The organism is Achromobacter sp. 10T422, from assembly GCF_056394065.1.
The window spans coordinates 341,772-361,132 of sequence record NZ_JBFTHD010000002.1; the positions used below are offsets into that span (position 1 = coordinate 341,772).

The 19,361-nt window shown below is 63.5% G+C and carries 14 protein-coding genes; 10 read left to right on the top strand and 4 right to left on the bottom strand.

Annotated features, from left to right (window positions below):
• Positions 1–28 precede the first annotated feature (28 nt).
• Genes AC1DB0_RS05705 through puuE form a run of 3 tightly spaced genes read right to left on the bottom strand, consistent with a single transcriptional unit; the run spans position 29 to position 3,997 of the window.
• Positions 29–1,258, bottom strand: coding sequence for a M20 family metallopeptidase (locus AC1DB0_RS05705; RefSeq protein WP_346552302.1), 1,230 nt, complete (start codon positions 1,256–1,258; stop codon positions 29–31).
• Positions 1,259–1,262: 4 nt separating this feature from the next.
• On the bottom strand, positions 1,263–3,041 hold the full coding sequence (uraD, locus tag AC1DB0_RS05710) for a 2-oxo-4-hydroxy-4-carboxy-5-ureidoimidazoline decarboxylase (protein WP_476757674.1): 1,779 nt from the start codon (positions 3,039–3,041) through the stop codon (positions 1,263–1,265).
• Positions 3,042–3,052: 11 nt separating this feature from the next.
• Positions 3,053–3,997: an allantoinase PuuE gene (puuE, locus tag AC1DB0_RS05715; protein ID WP_476758620.1), complete on the bottom strand. Its 945-nt coding sequence runs from the start codon at positions 3,995–3,997 to the stop codon at positions 3,053–3,055.
• 196 nt (positions 3,998–4,193) lie between these two features.
• Here puuE and uraH point away from each other — a divergent pair, with 196 nt between their 5' ends.
• Positions 4,194–4,544, top strand: a complete 351-nt coding sequence (uraH, locus tag AC1DB0_RS05720) for a hydroxyisourate hydrolase (protein WP_054423877.1) — start codon at positions 4,194–4,196, stop codon at positions 4,542–4,544.
• Positions 4,545–4,875: 331 nt separating this feature from the next.
• Complete coding sequence (locus AC1DB0_RS05725) at positions 4,876–6,081, top strand: urate hydroxylase PuuD (RefSeq protein WP_175169640.1); 1,206 nt, start codon at positions 4,876–4,878, stop codon at positions 6,079–6,081.
• 81 nt (positions 6,082–6,162) lie between these two features.
• Here AC1DB0_RS05725 and AC1DB0_RS05730 read toward each other — a convergent pair whose 3' ends face one another.
• Entirely contained in the window at positions 6,163–7,179 is a 1,017-nt protein-coding gene (locus AC1DB0_RS05730; protein WP_346552305.1) for a 1-aminocyclopropane-1-carboxylate deaminase, read from the bottom strand.
• A gap of 192 nt (positions 7,180–7,371) precedes the next feature.
• Between AC1DB0_RS05730 and AC1DB0_RS05735 the strand changes: the two genes are divergently transcribed.
• The 8 genes from AC1DB0_RS05735 (at position 7,372) to AC1DB0_RS05770 (ending at position 19,293) form a co-directional block, all read left to right on the top strand.
• Positions 7,372–7,842, top strand: coding sequence for an Lrp/AsnC family transcriptional regulator (locus AC1DB0_RS05735; protein WP_054423870.1), 471 nt, complete (start codon positions 7,372–7,374; stop codon positions 7,840–7,842).
• A 327-nt stretch (positions 7,843–8,169) separates the two neighbouring features.
• A complete protein-coding gene (locus AC1DB0_RS05740) occupies positions 8,170–11,037 on the top strand; it encodes a 2-oxoglutarate dehydrogenase E1 component (RefSeq protein ID WP_054423868.1) in 2,868 nt (955 codons plus the stop codon).
• A 103-nt stretch (positions 11,038–11,140) separates the two neighbouring features.
• The gene (odhB, locus tag AC1DB0_RS05745) at positions 11,141–12,373 is read left to right on the top strand and encodes a 2-oxoglutarate dehydrogenase complex dihydrolipoyllysine-residue succinyltransferase (RefSeq protein ID WP_476758621.1); all 1,233 of its coding nucleotides are present in this window, start codon (positions 11,141–11,143) and stop codon (positions 12,371–12,373) included.
• A gap of 129 nt (positions 12,374–12,502) precedes the next feature.
• Positions 12,503–13,930, top strand: a complete 1,428-nt coding sequence (gene lpdA, locus AC1DB0_RS05750) for a dihydrolipoyl dehydrogenase (RefSeq protein ID WP_054423864.1) — start codon at positions 12,503–12,505, stop codon at positions 13,928–13,930.
• A gap of 79 nt (positions 13,931–14,009) precedes the next feature.
• Positions 14,010–15,101, top strand: a complete 1,092-nt coding sequence (gene zapE, locus AC1DB0_RS05755) for a cell division protein ZapE (protein WP_175169642.1) — start codon at positions 14,010–14,012, stop codon at positions 15,099–15,101.
• A 111-nt stretch (positions 15,102–15,212) separates the two neighbouring features.
• Positions 15,213–15,743, top strand: a complete 531-nt coding sequence (locus tag AC1DB0_RS05760) for a sigma-70 family RNA polymerase sigma factor (protein WP_476757673.1) — start codon at positions 15,213–15,215, stop codon at positions 15,741–15,743.
• Positions 15,736–16,695 (top strand): FecR domain-containing protein, encoded by a 960-nt coding sequence (locus AC1DB0_RS05765; RefSeq protein WP_342066435.1) that lies wholly within the window; start codon positions 15,736–15,738, stop codon positions 16,693–16,695. Before AC1DB0_RS05760 ends, AC1DB0_RS05765 begins: the two co-directional genes overlap by 8 nt.
• Positions 16,696–16,833: 138 nt before the next feature.
• Complete coding sequence (locus AC1DB0_RS05770; RefSeq protein ID WP_441370727.1) at positions 16,834–19,293, top strand: TonB-dependent siderophore receptor; 2,460 nt, start codon at positions 16,834–16,836, stop codon at positions 19,291–19,293.
• Positions 19,294–19,361 lie beyond the last annotated feature (68 nt).

Consider the following 19,361-nt stretch of genomic DNA (forward strand, 5'->3'; position numbering starts at 1 on the left):
GCCGTGCCCGGTTCAGTCAGACGATTTATCAGACGGGATGAAGCAGGTCTGCCAGCGTGCGGGCAATGACCTTGGTGGCGCGGCGCAGGTCTTCCAGCACCACGCGTTCATCGTTGCGCTTGGCGTGCGATTCCAGCACCGTGCGCGGCCCCGCACCGTAGATCACGCCGGGAATGCCGGCTTCAGCATACAGGCGCACATCCGTGTACAGCGGCGTGCCCATGGCGGGTATGGGTTCCCCAAAGAGGGCTTCGCCATGCTTCTGGATGGCGGCAACCAGCGGCTGGTTACCCGGCAGCGGGCGCATGGAATTGGCCAGCAACAGGCGTTTGATGTCGATGCTGATGCCGGGCATGGAGGCGGCCGCGTCCTGGATGATCTGACGAATGTTCGCTTCGACTTCCGCCGCATTTTCTTCGGGGATCATGCGCCGGTCGAGCTTGAAGCTGACCTTGCCAGGAACCACGTTGGTGTTGGTGCCGCCTTCAATGCGTCCGACATTCAGGTAGGGGTGGCTGATGCCGGGAACGTCGGACGTGATGCGCTGGTATTGCTCGTTCTGCGCATACAGCGCGTTCAGAATTTTGACCGCGCCTTGCAGCGCGTCCACGCCGGTGGACGGAATGGCGGCGTGCGCCATCTTGCCGTGCACGGTCACTTCCATCTGCAGGCAGCCGTTGTGCGCGGTCACGACTTCATAGCTGAAGCCCGCGGCAATCATCAGGTCGGGCTTGGTCAGGCCTTGCGACAGCAGCCAGCCGGGGCCCAGCAATCCGCCAAATTCTTCGTCATAGGTGAAGTGCAGTTCGACCGCGCCGTGCGTGGGGCGCGCCACGGCTTCCAGCGCGCGCACGGCGAAGGTGAAGCTGGCGAAGTCGCTCTTGCTGACGGCGGCGGCGCGGCCATACAGGCTGCCGTTATCGATCTCGGCGCCGTAAGGGTCGTGCTGCCAGCCGTCGCCCGGAGGCACCACGTCGCCGTGCGCGTTCAGCGCCACGCGGCGGCCGGGACCGTACTCGCGCCGCACGATCAGGTTGGTGATGGACTCCATGCCGTAGTCCTTGACCTGCTCGGCGGGCACGGTGTGCGCTTCGGCGTCGAAGCCAAAGTCTTGCAGCAGTTCGGCGGTGCGGACGGCGTGGGGGGCGTTGTTGCCGGGAGGCGTGTCGGTGGGCACGCGCACTAGCGATTGCAGGAAGCGCACTTCCTCATCAAAGTGGGCGTCTACCCAGGCGTCGAGTCGGGCGTAGTCGGTCATGGTTTTAGCGTGTGATGTCGTTGGCAACGTCGTCCAGCAAGCGCTGCATGGCAAGCGCGGCCAGCTGGATGTCGTCGCGGGTGGTGGATTCGCGGGGGTTGTGGCTGATGCCGGAATTCTGGCCGCGCACGAACAACATGGCCTGAGGCATGACTTCGTGCAGCTTCATGGCGTCGTGGCCCGCGCCGCTAGGCATGCGGTGCAGCGGCACGCCCAGCGCGTCAACGGCGCGTTCCCAGCGCTGTTGCCAGACCGGGTCGCTGGGCGCGGCGGCGGCGCGCATGGTTTCTTCAAGCGCGTAGCGCAGGCCGCGGCGTTGGCAGATGGCGGCAAGCTCGGCCAGCACGTCGTTCACCAAGGCGTCGCGTTGCGGGTCGCTGGGGGCGCGCAAATCCAGGCTGAAACGGCATTCGCCCGGCACGACGTTGATTGAACCGTTGGGCACTTCCAGCATGCCGATCGTGCCGACCGAATCGCCGTCGCGCGCGGCGCGCTGCTCCACATACAACGCCAGTTCGGCGGTGGCGGTGGCCGCATCGCGGCGGCGGTTCATGGGCGTGGTGCCGGCGTGGCAGGCCATGCCGAAGATCTGCGCCTGGTAGCGCACGCTGCCGTTGATGGACGTGACGATGCCCAGCGGCAGGCCCATTTCGAACAGCACGGGGCCTTGTTCGATGTGCACTTCGATAAAGCCCAGATAGCGGGTGGGATCGCGGCGCAGCTTGGGGATGTCGTCAATGCACAGGCCGGCGTGCAACATGGCGTCGCGCATCGTGATGCCTTGCGCGTCTTTCTGGTCCAGCCATTCGGGTTTGAAGTCGCCGATCAAGGCGCCGGAACCCAGGAAGGTGGCGCGGTAACGCTGGCCTTCTTCTTCGGCAAAGCCGATGACCTCTAGGTGATAGGGCAGGCGGCGCCCCTGGCGATGCAGTTCGCGCACGCAGGCCATCGGCACGAAGATGCCCAGCCGGCCGTCGTACTTGCCGCCGTTGCGGACGGTGTCGTAGTGGCTGCCGGTCATCAGTGTGGGGGCGTCGTCGCGGCTGGCGCGGTAGCGGCCGACCACGTTGCCGACGGCATCGATCTCGACTTCATCGAAGCCGCAGTCGCGCATCCAGTGCGAAATGCGTTGCGCGCAGGCGCGGTGCGCCTCGGTCAGATACGTGACGGTGAGCTGGCCTTTTTCGGCGTAGCCCGGGTCGCTGTGAATGCTGAGCCGTTCCTGCCAGTCCCAGATATCGTTGCCCAGCGTCAGGTCGACACCGAATTTGTCGGCCATGCGGATTTCGACGATGCGGTGAATGTTGCGCAGCGCTTCGCTGATTTCGACGTCCGGCGGGTTGTCGAGCCGGCGGGTGAATTCATCGATGATCTGCTGGCGGTTCAACCCCGTGCCGCGCGCGCCGCGCACAGCCAGGATGAAGGGAAAGCCGAAGCGGGCGTTGTAGTCGGTGTTCAGTTGCTGCAACTGCGCAAGCTCTTCGGGCGAGCAATGCGTGAGCCCCGCCTGATCCTGTTCTTGCGTGGATTCGGCGGTGAGGCTGTTGCGCAGCATGGCGCGGCCGGCCAGCTCCGGGTGGGCGCGGATCAGCGCCAGCCGGGCTTCGATATCGGCATCGTCCAGCACCTGGCGCATCTGGTCCTGCAAATGGGCCAGCGACCGGAACGGGCGGGCGGCCAGCGCCTGCCGGGCGATCCAGGGCGAATGCTCGTACAAGCCGTCGAGCATGGCCACGGCGTTATCGGGCGTGGCGGCGTTGAGTTGTTCCAGCGTGTAGGCCATGGTCGGAGCGCTTAGCGGTTGGGAAGGTAGGGGTGGGTGRCTTTCCAGTGCCGGGCGATGTCCAGCCGGCGGCACACCCAGACGCGGTCATGGCTGGCAATGTGATCCAGAAAGCGTTGCAGCGCCGTGATGCGCCCGGGCCGGCCGAGCAGCCGGCAGTGCATGCCGATGCTGAGCATCTTGGGCGCGTCCTCGCCTTCGGCGTACAGCACATCGAAGCTGTCTTTCAGATATTGGAAGAACGGGTCGGCGTGCGAGTACCCCTGGGGCAGCGCGAAGCGCATGTCGTTGCAGTCCAGCGTGTAGGGCACGATCAATTGCGGCACGACGGCGCCGTCCGTCTTTTGCACCTGCATCCAGAAGGGCAGGTCGTCGCCGTAGTAATCGCTGTCGTATTCGAAGCCGCCGTAGTCGGCAACAAGCCGGCGCGTGCGCGGGCTGTCGCGGCCGGTGTACCAGCCCAGCGGGCGGCTGCCGGTCAGTTGCGTGATGGCGTCCATGCCCAGTCGCATGTGCTCGCGTTCGGTGGCTTCATCCACGTTCTGGTAGTGGACCCAGCGCCAGCCGTGGCAGGCGATTTCGTGACCCAGTTCGGTGAACGCCGCCGTCAGTTCCGGGTGACGCTGCAAGGCCATGCCCACGCCGAAGACGGTCAGCGGCAGTTGCCGCTTTTCGAATTCTCGCAGGATGCGCCAGACGCCCGTGCGCGACCCGTATTCATAGATGCCTTCCATGCTGAGATGGCGGTCCGGGTAGCTGGCGGGGTTGAACATCTCGGACAGGAATTGTTCGGAGCCGGCATCCCCGTGGAGCACGGAGTTCTCGCCGCCTTCTTCGTAATTCAGCACGAATTGCACGGCGATTCGGGCGCGGCCCGGCCATTGCGCGTGCGGCGGATTGCGGCCATAACCGACCAGGTCGCGGGGATACGGAAGCGTGGAATCGTAGGTGTTCATGAATGGACGGGCGGATAGCCTGAAAGCGCGGACGTTGATGACCCTGAACTTGAAACCCCGGGCAGAAGCACGATGACGGGGAGTTTCATGATGGGCTAAACAATAGCTGGAAAGCAATTAGCTGTATACAATTTATGTACATCATTAAGGATAACCATGATATCGCCCGGCGGTACGAGGGCATGAGGAGACAAGATTGGGCCTGACCACACACGTACTCGACACCATGCACGGCTGCCCCGCAGCGGGGATGGCCGTTGCGCTTTACGCCACCGAGGGCGCGAGCGCCACGCTGCTTAACCAATTCACGCTGAATGACGACGGCCGCAGCGCCAAACCGCTATTCACCGATCAAGACCTGAAGGTGGGCACGTACCGGCTGGTGTTCGATGTGGCCGGCTATTTCAAGGCGCGCGGCGTGGCCTTGCCCGAGCCCAACTTCCTGAATCAGGTCAGCCTGGATTTCGGCGTGGCCCACGCAGACCAGCACTATCACGTGCCGCTGCTTGTCAGCCCCTGGAGCTATTCGACGTATCGCGGCTCGTAGGCTGGCACGCAACTCGCTCACGGCTCACGGCTCACGGCTCACCGCTCACCGCTCACCGCTCACCGCTCACCGCTCACCGCTCACCGCGCGCAACAGGCAGCGCTTCAGTTTGCATCGCGCGACGTTCCGCTTGCCCGGCCTAGGGTATTCCTGATGCCGAAACGGGCGCTGCTGCATAGCCTTGTGAACAAAACCTGCATACAATTTCGCGGATCTTGATCGCAGCGGTGCATGGCCCCAAGCCTTGTGCGCGATCGTCTTCTGCTTACAGCGCCCGCGGTGGTGAGCAGTGTGGCGGAGCCTTACAGGCCCGCCCGCTGCGGGGGCGTGAATGGAAAGCTACTACCTGGATTGGGTCAATCTGCTGCTGCGTTGGGCCCACATCATTACCGGCATCGCGTGGATCGGCACGTCGTTCTACTTCGTGATGCTGGACAACAGCCTGGAAAAACCGCGCGACGCGGAATCGCTGGACAAAGGCGTAGGCGGCGAGCAATGGGCGGTGCACGGCGGCGGCTTCTACAACATGCAGAAGTACGCGGTGCAACCCAAGAAGCTGCCCGATCATCTGCATTGGTCGTTCTGGGAAAGCTACAGCACATGGCTGACCGGCTTTGCGCTGTTCACCATGTCGTACCTGTGGAACGCCAGCACCTATCTCATTGATCGTTCAAAGATGGACTGGCAGCCCTCGACCGCCGTGGCGGTGGCGCTGGCCTTCTTTGTCGTGTTCTGGATTGTCTACGACGGCATCTGCCGGCTGTTCGGCCGTGGCAAACATGGCGACACCATCGTCGGTGTGTTGATCGCGGTGTTCATCGCGTTGGCGTCGTGGCTGGCCTGCCACTGGTTTGCAGGCCGCGCGGCGTTCCTGCTGGTGGGCGCCATGATGGCCACCACCATGAGCGGCAACGTGTTCTTCTGGATCATTCCCGGTCAAAGGAAGAACGTGGCGGCGATGCGGGCGGGTAAGCCCGTCGACCCGGTCAACGGCCAGCGCGGCAAGCAGCGTAGCGTGCACAACACCTACTTCACGCTGCCGGTGGTGTTCACGATGATGAGCAACCACTACAGCTTCACCTACACCCATCAGTACAACTGGATCGTGCTGCTGCTGATCATGCTGGGCGGCGCGGCGATACGCCAGTTCTTCGTGGTGCGCCATCGTTTCAAGCTGGGCAATGCGCGCAATCCGCTGCCGTATGTGTTGCTGGGTATCGCGGTGCTGGGCCTGACCATCATCTGGATGCGGCCCGCGCCGGTGGCGGCGTCTGCGGCCGTGGCGCCGCCCGCCGACGTCGCGTTCACGCAAGTGCGCCAGGTGTTCGACCAGCGCTGCCTGCTCTGCCACGGCGCGCAGGTGCAGATGAAGAACGTGCGGCTGGATTCCGTGGAGCAGATCGCCACCCACGCGCAGGCCGTCTACCAGCAAGTGGTCGTGTCGAAAATCATGCCTATGGCCAATTCCACCGGCATGACCGACGACGAACGCGCGTTGATCGGCGCCTGGTTCCAGGCGGGGGCCAAGACGAACTGAAGCGGGCAGGGCGGGCCGGTTCAGCGCAAGTCGCCCGCCGGCCAGCCCATGGAACCGAAGCCTTGCGCCGGGTAGCCGTCTTCAGCCGTTGCGGTACAGAAAGCTATAGGCGTTGATCGCCGGCACCCCTCCCAGGTGCGCATACAGAACCTTCGACCCGGCGGGAATTTCGCCGCGGCGGATGATGTCCATCATCCCCTGCATGGACTTCCCCTCGTACACCGGGTCGGTCATCATGCCTTCCAGCCGCGCGCAAGTGCGGATGGCTTCGTTGGTTTCGGCGGATGGCAGGCCGTAGGCGGGATAGGCATAGCGTGTGTCGAGCACCACGTCGCTGTCGGCAATGCCTTGTTCCAGCCCGACCATGTCGGCGGTGCGCCGCGCAATACGCAGAATCTGCGCACGCGTTTGATCCGGCGTGGCGGACGCATCGATGCCAATCACGCGGTCGGCGCGGCCATCGGCCGCAAAGCCCACCACCATGCCCGCTTGCGTGCTGCCTGTGACGGCGCACACGACGATGTAGTCGAACTTGAAACCCAGCTCGGCTTCCTGGCGCCGCACTTCCTCGGCGAAGCCCACATAGCCCAGCCCGCCCAGTTCGTGGTCGGACGCGCCGGCCGGAATGGCGTAGGGCTTGCCGCCGCGCTTTCTGACGTCTTCCAGCGCTTCTTCCCAGCTGCGCCGAAAGCCGATGTCAAAGCCCTGGTCCACCAGCCGCACATCGGCGCCCATCAGGCGGCTCATCATGATGTTGCCGACGCGGTCGTAGACCGCATCCGAATAGTCCACCCAGTTTTCCTGAACCAGCACGCAGGCCAGCCCCAGCTTGGCGGCCACCGCGGCCACCATGCGGGTGTGGTTGGACTGGATGCCGCCGATCGTCACCAGCGTGTCGCAGCCTTGCTCAAGCGCCTGCGGAATCAGGTATTCCAGCTTGCGCAGCTTGTTGCCGCCGAACGCCAGGCCGCTGTTGCAGTCTTCGCGCTTGGCGTAGATCTCGACCTTGCCGCCTAAGTGCGCGGACAGGCGGTTGAGCTTTTCGATGGGGGTGTCGCCAAAGGTCAGGCGATGACGGGGAAAGCGTTGCAGATCCATGCGGACTCCTGAGGGTGACGTTCCGGCCGGCGGGATGGCGCGGATGGAAAAATCATAGGAATCGCAGCGATATGCGGTCAATTGCGTATTTTTATCCGTTCCGTCATTTAAGGGTTTTAATAATCGTTGCCTGAGAATAAATATTTCGAATATAAAAACAAATACGAAATTAAATTTTTAGGGACGTATCAAATGGCCGCGCTCGCAAGTCTGGACCGCATCGACCGCCACATCTTGCGCGTCTTGCAAGACGATGCGCAGATCACCAATCTGGATCTGAGCACGCGCGTGCATTTGAGTCCGGCCGCGTGCCTGCGGCGCGTTGAAAAATTGAAGGCCGAAGGCGTCATCAAAAAGACGGTCGCGTTGTTGGAACCGGCTGACGTCGACATGGCCACGCTCGTCATCGTGGGCGTGGTGCTGGACCGCTCCACGCCCGAGTCCTTCACCGACTTTGAAGAAGCGGCGCGAGGCATCAGCGGCTGCCTGGAATGCCACTTGGTGGCCGGCGAGTTCGACTACTTTCTGATGCTGCGCATACGGGATCTTGAACGCTTCAACAAGCTGCATGCGGGCGAGATCATCAAGCTGCCTGGCGTGCGCCAGATTCGTACTTTTTTCGTGCTGAAAGAGATCTTGTCGACGACCGCGTTGCCGGTGTGACGCGGCTAATGCGCAACACTCTTCTTTTAGCGGCTAAAAAATGACGCGCTGCGGCATTTTGGATTAACAGAATTTGATGGTGCGTAGACGGCGCAATGTCAGGGGTTGCCAGGACATTCCAAAGCCGCATGGCGGCATTCCGAATCGGCTTTTGCATCACAGAAATGCAGGAAGACGGCCGTAAACTCAAAGGGTTATACTGCTCGGCATACGGCTTTCAAGGCTTGTACGCGCCTTCTGCCCCTGCTATCCGCTTAACGGGAAGCCCGTGCTGCGGAAGGTTTTCCTGCATCGTGTCGAGTGAAGCACTCGTAAAGGTGAAGCGATATGTCTTCGGAAATAGAATCTCTATCCACGTCTTATCTCTTTGGGGGTAACGCCCCGTATGTTGAGGAGCTTTACGAAGCCTACCTCGACAATCCCGGTTCGGTTCCTGATAACTGGCGCGAATATTTCGACCAGTTGCAGCACGCTCCCGCTACCGACGGCCAGGAATCCACTCGCGACCAGGCCCACGCTCCCATCGTCGAATCGTTCGCCCAGCGCGCCAAGGCCAATGCCTTTGTGCAACGTACGGCCGAACCCGATCTGAGCGTCGCCAGCAAGCAAGTGTCGGTGCAATCGCTGATTGCTGCCTACCGTTCGCTGGGTTCGCGCTGGGCCGATCTGGACCCCCTCAAGCGCCAAGAGCGCCCGCCGATCCCGGAACTCGATCCCGCCTTCTACGGCCTGACCGAAGCCGATCTGGATCAAACCTACTCGGCCACCAACACCTACTTCACGACCGCCAGCACCATGACGCTGCGCGACATCCTGAAGGCGCTGCGCGACACGTATTGCCGCAGCATCGGTGCTGAATTCACGCACATCTCCGACCCCGCCGCCAAGCGCTGGATTCAGGAACGCCTGGAAACCACGTTGGGTGCGCCGACCTACTCGGTCGAAGAAAAGCGCCACATCCTGCAGCAGCTGACCGAGTCCGAAGGCCTCGAGCGCTTCCTGCACACCAAGTACGTTGGCCAGAAGCGTTTCTCGCTGGAAGGCGGCGAAAGCTTCATCGCCTCGATGGACGAAGTGGTGAACCACGCCGGTGAAAACGGCGTCCAGGAAATCGTGGTCGGCATGGCCCACCGCGGCCGCCTGAACCTGCTCGTGAACATCATGGGCAAGATGCCTGGCGACCTGTTCGCCGAGTTCGAAGGCAAGCACGCCGAAGGCCTGACCGACGGCGACGTGAAGTACCACAACGGCTTCTCCTCCGACCTGTCCACCCGTGGCGGCCCGGTCCACCTGTCGTTGGCGTTCAACCCGTCCCACCTTGAAATCGTCAACCCCGTGGTCGAAGGCAGCGTGCGCGCTCGCCAGGAACGCCGCGGTGACGCCGAAGGCAAGTCCGTGCTGCCGGTGCTGGTGCACGGCGACGCGGCTTTCGCCGGCCAAGGCGTGGTCATGGAAACCCTGAACCTGGCCCAGACGCGCGGCTACGGTACGGGCGGCACGCTGCACATCGTCATCAACAACCAGATCGGCTTCACGACGTCTGACCCGCGTGACTCGCGTTCGACGCTGTACTGCACCGACGTCGTCAAGATGATCGAAGCCCCGGTGTTCCACGTCAACGGCGACGACCCCGAAGCCGTGGTGTTCGTCACCAAGCTGGCGCTGGACTACCGTCTGCAATTCCGTCACGACATCGTCGTGGACATCGTTTGCTTCCGCAAGCTGGGCCACAACGAGCAAGACACCCCGTCGCTGACGCAGCCCCTGATGTACAAGCGTATCGGCCATCACCCCGGCACGCGCAAGCTGTACGCCGACAAGCTGACCACGCAAGGCGTGCTGGCTGAAGGCGAAGCCGATCAACTGGTCAAGGACTACCGTCAGCTGATGGAAGACGGCCAGCGCACGATCGAACCCGTGCTGACCGACTACAAGAGCAAGTACGCGATCGACTGGTCCCCGTTCCTGGGCGCCAAGTGGACCGACCAGGCCGACACGGCTGTGCCGCTGGCTGAGTTGAAGCGCATCGGCGAACGCATCACGACGGTTCCGGAAGGCTTTACGGTGCACCCGCTGGTCGCCAAGCTGCTGAACGACCGCCGCACGATGGCCAAGGGCGAATTGAACCTGGACTGGGGCATGGGCGAACACCTCGCTTTTGCGACCCTGGTGTCCTCGGGCTACGCCATCCGCATCACCGGCCAGGACTCGGGCCGTGGCACGTTCACGCACCGCCACGCCGTGCTGCACGACCAGAACCGCGAACGCTGGAACGACGGCACCTACATTCCGCTGCAGAACGTGTCGGAAGGCCAGGCTCCGTTCACCGTCATCGACTCCGTGCTGTCCGAAGAGGCGGTGCTGGCCTTTGAATACGGTTACTCCAGCGCTGAACCGAACACGCTGACCATCTGGGAAGGCCAGTTTGGCGACTTCGTCAACGGCGCCCAGGTCGTGATCGACCAGTTCATCAGCTCCGGCGAAGCCAAGTGGGGCCGCCAGTCGGGCCTGACCCTGATGCTGCCGCACGGCTACGAAGGCCAAGGCCCCGAGCACTCGTCGGGCCGCATCGAGCGCTTCCTGCAACTGTGCGCCGACAACAACATGCAAGTGGTCCAGCCGACCTCTGCCTCGCAGATCTTCCACGTTCTGCGCCGCCAGATGATCCGCCCGTTCCGCAAGCCGCTGGTGCTGTTCACGCCGAAGTCGCTGCTGCGTAACAAGGACGCCGGCTCCCCCCTGACCGATTTGGCAGGCGGCAGCTTCCAGCCGGTGATCGGCGAAGTCGACGACACCATCGACGCCAGCAAGGTCAAGCGCGTTCTGGCTTGCTCGGGCAAGGTGTATTACGACCTGGTCAACGCCCGCCGTGAGCGTGGCGCCGACAACGTCGCCATCGTCCGCGTCGAGCAGCTGTACCCGTTTGCGCACAAGTCGTTTGAAACGGAACTGCGCAAGTACCCGAAGGCCACCGAAGTGATCTGGGTTCAGGACGAACCGCAGAACCAAGGCGCCTGGTTCTACGTTCAGCATCACGTGTACGAGAACATGGTGGAAGGCCAGAAGCTGGGCTACGCCGGCCGCGCCGCGTCGGCATCGCCGGCCGTGGGCTACCTGGCCAAGCACCAGGAGCAGCAGAAGGCCCTGATCGAAACGGCTTTCGCGCCCAAGTTCAAGGTCATGTTGACGAAGTAACCCTGACTTGATGCATGCGCCGCGCGCGGCAAGCGTTTTGGAACTCGATTTCGAACCTTGCCGCGCCGCGTGACCAGAACACAAACTTTACGGAACAAACAAAATGGCTATTACCGACGTCGTCGTCCCCCAACTTTCCGAATCCGTTTCCGAAGCGACCCTGCTGACCTGGAAGAAGCAGCCGGGCGCTGCCGTTGAAGCGGACGAAATCCTGATCGAAGTMGAAACCGACAAGGTTGTGCTGGAAGTGCCGGCTCCCGCTTCGGGCGTGCTGGCTGAAATCGTCAAGGGCGATGGCAGCACCGTGACCTCGGGCGAAGTGCTGGCCCGTATCGACACCGCCGCCAAGGCTGCCTCCGCCGCGACCGCTCCCGCCGCTGCCCCCAAGGCCGCTGAACAAGCCGCTGCCGCTCCGGCCGCTRCTGCCCCGGCCTCGTCCGCCGCTGCTGGCGTGGCCTCGCCCGCCGCTGCCAAGATCCTGGCCGAGAAGGGCGTTGACGCCGCTTCCGTGTCGGGCACCGGCCGTGACGGCCGCGTGACCAAGGGCGACGCCCTGGCCGCCAGCGCACCCGCCGCCAAGGCCGCGCCTGCCAAGGCCCCGGCTGCTCCGGCCCCGACCACGCTGTCGCTGGACGGCCGTCCGGAACAGCGCGTGCCGATGAGCCGCCTGCGCGCCCGCATCGCCGAACGCCTGCTGCAATCGCAGCAAGAAAACGCAATCCTGACCACGTTCAACGAAGTGAACATGCAAGCGGTCATCGATCTGCGCAGCAAGTACAAGGACAAGTTCGAAAAGGAACACGGCATCAAGCTGGGTTTCATGTCGTTCTTCGTCAAGGCCGCCGTTGCCGCCCTGAAGAAGTACCCGCTGATCAACGCGTCGATCGACGGCAAGGACATCATCTATCACGGCTACTTCGACATCGGTATCGCTGTCGGCAGCCCGCGTGGCCTGGTGGTGCCGATCCTGCGCAACGCCGACCAGCTGTCCATCGCTGAAATCGAAAAGACCATCGCTGACTTCGGCCGCCGCGCCGCTGACGGCAAGCTGGGCATTGAAGAAATGACCGGCGGCACGTTCTCGATCTCCAACGGTGGCGTGTTCGGTTCGATGCTGTCGACCCCGATCATCAACCCGCCGCAATCGGCCATCCTGGGCGTGCACGCCACCAAGGATCGCGCTGTTGTCGAAAACGGCCAGATCGTCATCCGCCCGATGAACTACCTGGCGCTGTCCTACGACCACCGCATCATCGACGGCCGCGAAGCCGTGCTGGGCCTGGTCGCCATGAAGGACGCCCTGGAAGATCCGCAGCGCCTGTTGCTGGACCTGTAATCTCGACGCTCCGCGCGGCGCCGCACCGGGCCTTCCGGATCGCGGCGCCCCGGCCGGCCCACGGCTGGCCTCCGGCTCGCAAACACCGGGCGGGGCGTGTTCCACCCCACACTCAATCGCGAGAACACTATGTCCAAACAATTTGACGTCGTCGTGATCGGCGCAGGCCCTGGCGGCTACATCGCCGCCATTCGCGCAGCGCAACTCGGCATGTCGGTCGCTTGCATCGACGCCTGGCAGAACGGCCAAGGCGGCCCGGCTCCTGGCGGTACGTGCACCAACGTCGGTTGCATCCCGTCCAAGGCGCTGCTGCAATCGTCCGAGCACTTCGAACAAGCCAACCACCACTTCGCCGAGCACGGCATCGAAGTCAAGGGCGTGAGCCTGAAGCTCGATACGCTGATCGGCCGCAAGAACACGGTGGTCAAGCAGAACAACGACGGCATCCTGTACCTGTTCAAGAAGAACAAGGTCACGTTCTTCCACGGCAAGGGCCAGTTCAGCGGCCAAGTGGAAGGCGGCTGGGCCATCAAGGTCACCGGCACCGCCGAAGAAGACCTGGTTGCCAAGCACGTCGTGGTGGCAACGGGTTCGTCGGCGCGTGAATTGCCCGGCCTGCCGTTTGACGAAAAGGTCGTGCTGTCCAACGACGGCGCACTGAACATCGGCGCCGTGCCGAAGACGCTGGGCGTGATCGGCGCTGGCGTGATCGGCCTGGAAATGGGCAGCGTGTGGCGCCGCCTGGGTTCGGAAGTCACGATCCTGGAAGCCATGCCGGAATTCCTGGCTGCTGCCGACGGCCAAGTGGCCAAGGAAGCGCTGAAGGCGTTCACCAAGCAAGGCCTGAACATCCAGATGGGTGTGAAGATCGGCGAGATCAAGGCCACCGCCAAGTCGGTGACCGTGCCCTACGTCGACGCCAAGGGCGCCGAGCAGAAGCTGGTGGTCGACAAGCTGATCGTCTCGATCGGCCGCGTGCCTTACACCGGCGGCCTGAACGCCGACGCCGTGGGCCTGAAGCTGGACGAACGCGGCTTCGTGGCCGTGGACGGCGATTGCAAGACCAACCTGCCGAACGTCTGGGCAGTGGGTGACGTGGTGCGCGGCCCGATGCTGGCGCACAAGGCCGAAGAAGAAGGTGTGGCGGTTGCCGAGCGCATCGCCGGCCAGCATGGCCACGTCAACTTCGACACCGTGCCGTGGGTCATCTACACGTCGCCGGAAATCGCCTGGGTCGGCAAGACCGAACAGCAGCTCAAGGCCGAAGGCCGCGAGTACAAGGCTGGCAGCTTCCCGTTCCTGGCCAACGGCCGCGCTCGCGCGCTGGGCGACACCACGGGCTTTGCCAAGGTGATCGCTGACGCCAAGACCGACGAAGTCCTGGGCGTGCACATTGTGGGCCCGATGGCCTCGGAGCTGATTTCGGAAGCCGTGACCATCATGGAATTCCGTGGCGCCGCTGAAGACATCGCCCGCATCTGCCACGCGCACCCGACGCTGTCGGAAGCCGTGAAGGAAGCCGCTCTGGCCGTGGACAAGCGCGCGCTGAACTTCTAAGCGTCCTTGACCTGAGCTAGACAGGGGGCGGGTTCAAGGACCCGCCCTTTTTTCATTTTGGTTGGTTGAGCTAAGCCCCATGAACGTCCGCGAATACTACGAACACGCCCTGGCCGAACGTGGCTACAAGCCCGATGCCGCGCAAAAGCTGGCCATCGACCGCTTGCAGCGCTATTACGACGAATGGGTCAAGTTCAAGTCGATGCGCTCGAACGCGCTGAAGAAGCTGCTGAATCGGCCCGACGTGCCTCGCGGCGTGTATCTGTGGGGCGGGGTGGGGCGCGGCAAGAGCTTCCTGATGGATGCCTTCTACGCGACCGTGCCGGTGGTGCGCAAGACGCGTCTGCACTTCCACGAATTCATGCGTGGCGTGCATCGCGAGCTGGAAGAAGTGAAGGGCATGCAAGATCCGCTGGACGAAGTGGCCAAGCGGGTCGCCAAGCGCTACCGCCTGATCTGCTTTGACGAATTCCACGTGTCGGATGTGGCCGACGCGATGATCCTGCACCGCTTGCTGCTCAAGCTGTTCGAATACGGCACGTCGTTTGTGATGACGTCCAACTACGAGCCGTCCACGCTCTACACCGATGGCCTGCACCGCGACCGCGTGCTGCCCGCCATTGCGCTGATCCAGTCGCGCATGGACGTCATGAACGTGGATGCCGGCGTGGATTACCGCCGCCGTTCGCTTGAGCAAGTGCAGTGCTTTCACACGCCGCTGGACGAGCACGCGCAGGCCGCGTTGCAAAAGGCGTTCGACAGCCTGGCCGACACGCCGCCGCAAGACCCGGTGCTGCATATCGAGCATCGCGAGATTCGCGCGCTGGCCTTGGCGGGGGCCGTGGTGTGGTTTGATTTCGCAACGCTTTGCGGCGGCCCGCGTTCGCAGAACGACTACCTGGAACTGGCCAACCGCTTCCACGCCGTGATCCTGTCTGGCGTGCCGAAGATGGGGCCGCGGCAGGCTTCCGAAGCGCGCCGCTTCACGTGGCTGATCGACGTGTTCTACGACCACCGCGTGAAGCTCATCATGTCGGCCGAGTGCGAGCCGGAAGAGATCTACACCGAAGGCGCGCTGGCCAATGAATTCCATCGCACTGTGTCGCGCATTCTTGAAATGCAGTCGCGCGAATACCTGGAATCGGAACGCCGCCTGACCGCGACGTTGTAGTAATGCCGCATCCGGCCCCTGTTACATGGGGCTGGCGTGCATAAGATTGGTAATGCAAGTCATTATCACTTAAGATTTTGAGACTTTTGGTCCCGTACCGCTGTCTCAACTGTGTCCTCCTCCGTCCTTTCCTCATCGGCACCGTGCGCTGACGCTATCGCGCCTGTCGATGGCCTGTACCGCGATCATCGCCCCTGGCTGTTCGGCTGGCTGCGCCGCAAGCTCGGTTGCGAGCATCGCGCCGAAGATCTGGCGCAGGATGTTTTCGTGCGCGTGATCCAAGGGCGCAAGGCCGTGCGCGCCAACGAGGCCCGCGCCTTGCTGACCACGATTGCGAAGGGGCTGGTCGTGGACCACCAGCGCCATGCCGCGCTGGAAAACGCCTACCTGAGCTATCTGGCCACGTTGCCCGAAGCGTATGCGCCGTCGCCCGAAACGCAGACAGAACAGCTGCAATCGTTAAAGCAACTGGACCGCCTGCTGGATGGCTTGCCGCCCAAGGCGCGCGCGGCATTTCTGATGTCGCAACTGGACGGGCTGACGTATCCCGAAATCGCCCAGCGCCTGAACGTATCCCTGAGTTCCGTCCAGCAGTACATGGTGCGCGCGATGTCCGCGTGCTACACGGCGTTCTATGAGTAACGCCGCAGGCCGCATGCCGCCGGACCCGGTCGTGCGCCAGGCGATTGCCTGGTGGGCCAAGCTGCAATCCGGCTTGGCTGACGCGCACGACCGGGAATCCTGTCGGGCCTGGCTGGCCGCGGACGCCGCGCACCAGCAGGCCTGGGACCGCTTGCAGGCCATTGGCCGTGACGCCCGCCGCGTGCCAGCGGCCCTGGCGCACGCGGCCTTGAATGCGCCGCCGTCACACGGCCGGCGGGCGGCGCTGCGCAGTTTGCTGGGGGTGACGGCGCTTGCCGCAACGGGCTGGGCGGGATACCGGCACACGCCCTGGCAGCGCCTGGCGGCCGACGTGAGCACAAGCATTGGCGAGCGGCGCACGGTGGCGGTTGCCGATGGCTTGAGCATTACCTTGAATAGCGACAGCGCCGTGCGCTTGCGGCTGAGCGGCAACGCGCGCGGCATCGATCTGCTGCGCGGCGAAATGCTGGTCGACACCGCCATGCGTCCCGGCGTGGACGCCTTGCGCGTAGACACGGGGTATGGCGAGTTGCGGGCGGAACACGCCCGCTTTGACTTGCGCCGTACCGATACCGGATCGCGCTTGGGCGTGTATGAAGGCAGCGTGGCCTTGCTGCGCGACGGCGTGTGGACGCATGCCGCCGCGGGCGAACGGCTGGCCTTTGCAGATGACGGTCTGCTTCACCGCAACGCGTCGGACCCCGACCGGCTGGCCTGGGTCGACGGCCTGGTGGTGGCCAAGGAATGGCGGCTGGATTATTTCGCGCAGTATCTGGCGCGCCAACGCATGGGCGTGATTCGCGTGGACCCGGCCGTGGCCGCTTTGCAGTTGTCAGGCGTGTTCCCGCTGGACGACGCCGAACGCGCGCTGAAGGCGCTGGAACCCGCGCTGCCCATCACCGTAACGCGGCACACGCAATATTGGCTGCAAGTGAGCCCGCGTCAGATTTGACCGTTACAATTTTTTTGCCCGACGCATTGCAGGTTTTTGATCCCCATACGGAAAGGCAGAGATAGACCACCGTACAGGGAGAGTTTTGTGTCTGCTTCATCTCAATCGCGCCTGCGCGCCACATTGACCGCCGGCCGCATGGCCGTGCTGGCCGCCACGTGCGCGGGCGCGCTTGCCGCGGGCATGCCCGCCGCCTGGGCGCAGTCCGCACCGGCCGCCGCCGCCAATGCGTCGCGCACGTATCAAATTCCCGCTGGCCAGTTGGCCGACGCCTTGACGCAATTCGCGCGCAGCGCGGGCGTGGTCCTGTCGTTTGACCCCGCGATGGTGCGGGGCTTGCGTTCGGACGGGCTGAATGGCGCGTACTCGGTGGGCGCCGGCTTTGCCCGCCTGCTGTCGGGCAGCGGTCTGCAAGCACGCGGGCAGTCGGGCAACACCTGGACGCTCGTGCCTGCGCCCACGTCGTCAGGTGACACGCATGTGCTGGCGCCGGTGACGGTGTCCGGCATGGCGGACAGCGCGTTGGCGCCCACGGTGGGCTATGTGGCCACGGCCAGCGTCAGCGCCACCAAGACGGATACGCCGTTGATTGAAACGCCGCAGTCGGTGTCCGTTGTGACGCGTGAACAGATCACGGAGCAGGGCGCGCAGACCTTGAACCAGGTGCTGCGCTACACGGCGGGCGTGGCGACCGAATCGCGCGGCGCCACCGCCACGCGTTTGGACCAGTTCAGCGTGCGCGGCTTTTCCGCGTCAAGCTACCTGGACGGCCTGCGGGTATTTGGCGGGCGCGATGCCTTGCCGCAAGTGGACACCTACCGCCTTGAGCGCGTGGATGTGCTGAAGGGCCCGGCGTCCGTCATGTACGGGCAAGGCGGCCCGGGCGGCGTGGTGAACCAGGTCAGCAAGCGCCCCTTGGCCGAGACGCTGCGCGAAGTGGAAGTGCAGGTCGGTAACTACGACTACGGCCGCGCCAACTTCGATTTCGGCGGCCCCGTGGATGAAGAGGGCAAGTACCTGTACCGCCTGGTGGGCTCGGGCTATATGTCCGACGGCCAGATCAAGGACACGAAAGAACGCCGCTACTTCGTCTCGCCGGCTTTCACGTGGAAGCCCAATGGCGACACGTCGCTGACGGTGCTGACGAACTTCCAGCGCGACCCCGACATGGGTTCGTATGGCGCGGCGCCTGCAATGCGCACGCTGTTGTCGGCGCCGGATGGCATCCGTCTGCCGGCTGATTATTACGATGGCGATGCGAATTTCGAGAAGAGCGATCGCAAGAGCTATTCGCTGGGCTACGTGCTGGACCACCGCTTCAACGACACGTTCAAGGCGACGCAAAGCCTGCGCTGGACGCGGTCCGAGGCCAAGTACCGCAGCATCTACGGCGCCATGACGAACAACTACGGCTACACGGACAACACGTACCTGTACCATCAGCGCGCGTCGATCGCGACCGATGTGGATGTGGGCGCGCTCACGATCGACAACAACATGCAGGCGCGTTTCAACACTGGCGTGTTCGGACACACGGTGCTGCTGGGCTTTGACTATCAGCACGTGAAGACCGATACCTTGTCGGGCTTTGGCTCGGCCCCGGCGCTGTCGGTGCTGAACCCGAATAATCATCAGAACATTCCGGTGCCGGCGTTCTCGTCGGATGCGACCTCCAAGCAATATCAGACTGGTCTGTACTTCCAGGACCAGATCAAGATCGATCGCTTGTCCGTGCTGCTGGGCGGGCGCTATGACTGGTCGCGCACGGTGGGTGAAACCACCACCATCTCCACAGGGCGCGTCGCGCCGTCGTCGTTGAATGCGGAAGCGTTCACGGGCCGCATGGGCGTGATCTACAACTTCGACAATGGTGTGGCGCCGTACTTCAGCTATTCGGAATCGTTTGAGCCGCAATCCGGCACGGGCTGGCAGAACGTGCCGTTCAAGCCGATCGAAGGCAAGCAGTATGAAGTGGGCATCAAGTACCAGCCGCCTGGCACCGCCACGATGCTGTCGTTTGCGGCCTTTGATATTCGCCGCGAAAACATGACGACCACCGATCCCGACCCGACGCACGTGTGCGGTACGGCAGCCGGGCGGTGCTCGATCCAGGCTGGTGAATTGCGCACGCAGGGTATTGAACTGGAAGCCAAGACGGAGCCGATGCGCGGCCTGACGCTGGTGGCGGCGTATTCGTTGATGGACAACGAATACTCCAAGGCCTATCCCAGCGTGGCCGGGCTGGACCTGAAGGGCAAGACGCCCGCCGCCGTGCCGTCGCAGCAAGCGTCGGCGTGGGCGCGTTACCAGTTGCAGGAAGGCCCGCTGGCCGGCATGGGCGTGGGCGGTGGCGTGCGCTACATCGGCTCGTCGTACGCGAACGAAACCAACACCCTGAAGGTGCCGTCGGTAACGCTGTTTGACCTGATGCTGGACTACGACATGGGCCGCGTGTCGCCCACGTTGAAGGGCATGCAGGTCGCGCTGAACGTACAGAACCTGTTCGACAAGGAATACATCGCGTCTTGCTCGGGCGAGTCGTGGTGCTGGTACGGGTATCAGCGTTCGATCAAGGCCAGCCTGCGGTACCGCTGGTAAACGGAAAGCGCGGGAACAGGAAAGCGGCCTTTGTGGCCGCTTTTTTTATGGGTGACTATTTGTGGCCG

Excerpts from the sequence above, each read along its gene's own strand:
- AC1DB0_RS05705 (WP_346552302.1), bottom strand. The coding sequence starts at position 1,258 with ATGACCGACTACGCCCGACTCGACGCCTGGGTAGACGCCCACTTTGAT.
- uraD (WP_476757674.1), bottom strand. The coding sequence starts at position 3,041 with ATGGCCTACACGCTGGAACAACTCAACGCCGCCACGCCCGATAACGCC.
- AC1DB0_RS05725 (WP_175169640.1), top strand. The coding sequence starts at position 4,876 with ATGGAAAGCTACTACCTGGATTGGGTCAATCTGCTGCTGCGTTGGGCC.
- AC1DB0_RS05730 (WP_346552305.1), bottom strand. The coding sequence starts at position 7,179 with ATGGATCTGCAACGCTTTCCCCGTCATCGCCTGACCTTTGGCGACACC.
- AC1DB0_RS05735 (WP_054423870.1), top strand. The coding sequence starts at position 7,372 with ATGGCCGCGCTCGCAAGTCTGGACCGCATCGACCGCCACATCTTGCGC.
- AC1DB0_RS05740 (WP_054423868.1), top strand. The coding sequence starts at position 8,170 with ATGTCTTCGGAAATAGAATCTCTATCCACGTCTTATCTCTTTGGGGGT.
- lpdA (WP_054423864.1), top strand. The coding sequence starts at position 12,503 with ATGTCCAAACAATTTGACGTCGTCGTGATCGGCGCAGGCCCTGGCGGC.
- zapE (WP_175169642.1), top strand. The coding sequence starts at position 14,010 with ATGAACGTCCGCGAATACTACGAACACGCCCTGGCCGAACGTGGCTAC.
- AC1DB0_RS05765 (WP_342066435.1), top strand. The coding sequence starts at position 15,736 with ATGAGTAACGCCGCAGGCCGCATGCCGCCGGACCCGGTCGTGCGCCAG.
- AC1DB0_RS05770 (WP_441370727.1), top strand. The coding sequence starts at position 16,834 with ATGGCCGTGCTGGCCGCCACGTGCGCGGGCGCGCTTGCCGCGGGCATG.